The following is a 2,471-nucleotide window of genomic DNA, read 5'->3' on the forward strand; positions in this document are numbered from 1 at the left end:
AACGCTGTCCGGCTTCATTCCGGAATGCTGTCCGACTTCAAATCGGAATACTTGTCCGGATTGCACCGGAATCCGCACCCTGTCCGCAATCGAGAAGTGCACGCGAGGCGTCTGCCGGCTCTGCCCAAGCGAGGATCAATCACCGTCTCTGGCGGCTCGAAGTCCGCCTTTGCTCAACCCTTGAGGGAAAAACCATGCGGATCCGCGTCGGCTGTGAGATGACCTACGAGTTCGGGCAAGCCACGCCCATGATCGCGATCCTCAATGTGCACTCGTCGAGAGTGTCTGACCTAGAGCGGCCCGATTACCTGATCACGACCCCATCATTGCCTGTGGAGGGTTACCGGGACAGCTTCGGGAACTGGTGCAACCGACTCGTTGCACCGCCTGGAAGGCTCTCCCTCAAAACCGAAACCGTGGTCCGCGATACGGGCCGGTGGGACACGACAGATCCCAAGGCTGAGCAGATCCAATCCAGAACCTTCCCGCAGAAACCTTGCTCTTCCTGCTGGGAAGTCGGTACTGCGAAACGGACCGTCTCTCCGACGTCGCCTGGAGCCTCTTTGGAACAACTCCACTCGGCTGGACTCGCGTTCAAGCAATCTGCGACTACGTGCACGATCATATTACCTTCGGCTACGAGCACTCACGGGCAACGCGCACGGCTGCTGAGGCCTTTGAGGAAAAGCGTGGCGTGTGCCGTGACTATGCTCATCTGGCGCTCACGTTCTGCCGGTGCCTCAACATTCCCGCTCGCTACTGTACCGGGTATATCAGCGACATCGGCCTTGCGCCGCCTCATGCACCTCAGGATTTTGCCGCCTGGATCGAGGTTTATCTGGGTGGGAGGTGGCACACGTTCGATCCCCGCAACAACGATCCGCGGATCGGCAGAATTCTGGTCGCTCGCGGCCGCGATGCTGCCGACGTCCCGCTGACCCTCACTTTTGGTCCCAGCACCTTGGTGGACTTTTGCGTCACCACCGAGGAAGTAACGGAATCCGATTTCTGATCCCCTAAGTTCACACCGTGTGCTTTGCAAAACGCCGTTTGATCCAGGCTGGCGTTCCTGATTCAGATTTATGCCGCATCATCCGCCGGAGCATCAGCTACATCGTTGGCCTGCAACGCATCCATCAGCAGACCAGCATTTTGGCGGATCTTGTTCTCGATCTCAGAAGCAATCTCGGGATTGTCCTTGAGGAAGGTCTTAGCGTTCTCACGACCTTGGCCAAGGCGCTGGCTGTCGTACGAGAACCAGGCGCCTGACTTCTCGACGACGTTGGCCTTGACCCCAAGATCGATGAGTTCGCCCATCTTGGAGATGCCTTCGCCGAACATGATGTCGAACTCGACCTGCTTGAAGGGCGGAGCCACCTTGTTCTTGACCACCTTCACCCGCACCTGGTTGCCGATCGGCTCATCGCGGTCCTTCAGCGTCGAGACGCGGCGGATGTCGAGCCGGACCGAGGCGTAGAACTTCAGGGCGTTACCGCCAGTCGTGGTCTCGGGGCTTCCGTACATGACGCCAATCTTCATGCGGATCTGGTTGATGAAGATCACCATCGTTTTTGTGCGGCTGATCGAACCGGTGAGCTTGCGCAGGGCCTGACTCATCAGGCGGGCCTGAAGTCCGGGGCGGCTCTCGCCCATCTCGCCCTCGAGCTCGGCTTTCGGAGTGAGCGCCGCCACCGAGTCGATGACGAGCACATCGACAGAGCCCGAACGGATCAGGGTATCGGCAATCTCAAGCGCTTGTTCGCCGTTGTCCGGCTGGGAGATCAGGAGGTCATCGAGGTTGACGCCCAGCTTTCGCGCATAGACCGGATCGAGCGCATGCTCCGCATCGATAAAGCCGCAGACGCCGCCCGTTTTCTGGGCTTCGGCAACGGTCTGGAGCGCCAGCGTTGTCTTGCCTGACGATTCCGGTCCGTAAACCTCGACGACGCGACCTCTCGGAAGGCCCCCCACACCCAGAGCAATATCAAGCCCCAGGGAGCCGGTCGAAATCGTCTCCACCTCAACGACCTGACTGCCGCCAAGGCGCATGATCGAGCCCTTGCCAAACGCACGCTCGATCTGGGCTACTGCTGTTTCGATAGCCTTGTTCTTGTCCATGCTCATCTTGGTTCTGCTTCTGTAATTTCTGAGTATTGACCCTATCTGATATGAATTCCAAATGCCAGAACAAAGCAAGAACCAAGACAAGTTATGAGGATGAATTGCTGCTAAGCTTTGATCAGCGGCGGGAAATCAACCGATCGACAACTTTTCCCCATCGCCCCCCACAGCTTCCACATGCCGAGGCAGTTCGAGGAACCTAGGCCGAGGAGGAGCTGGAGCGGTCGTCCGCGTTAGCTCACGAGTGGAGCGTCGACCGAGCACACGACGCCGGTCTCAGAAAACTCGATCCGCACCTCGCCCGCGAGTTCTTGAGCCAGGCTGCGCTCAATGAGCCGCGTGCCGAAGCC

General features: G+C 58.8%; 1 protein-coding gene and 1 pseudogene. One reads left to right on the plus strand and one right to left on the minus strand.

Annotation, left to right across the window (positions count from 1 at the left end; genetic code table 11):
• The first annotated feature begins 194 nt into the window (after positions 1-194).
• Positions 195-1,012: pseudogene (locus tag JKL46_RS34560) on the plus strand (transglutaminase-like domain-containing protein).
• A gap of 68 nt (positions 1,013-1,080) precedes the next feature.
• Here JKL46_RS34560 and recA read toward each other — a convergent pair.
• Positions 1,081-2,124: a recombinase RecA gene (gene recA / locus JKL46_RS34565; RefSeq protein WP_246529741.1), complete on the minus strand. Its 1,044-nt coding sequence runs from the start codon at positions 2,122-2,124 to the stop codon at positions 1,081-1,083.
• Between the last annotated feature and the right edge of the window lie 347 nt (positions 2,125-2,471).

This window comes from Microvirga zambiensis WSM3693 (genome assembly GCF_016735695.1).
Taxonomy (GTDB): Bacteria; Pseudomonadota; Alphaproteobacteria; order Rhizobiales; family Beijerinckiaceae; genus Microvirga; species Microvirga zambiensis.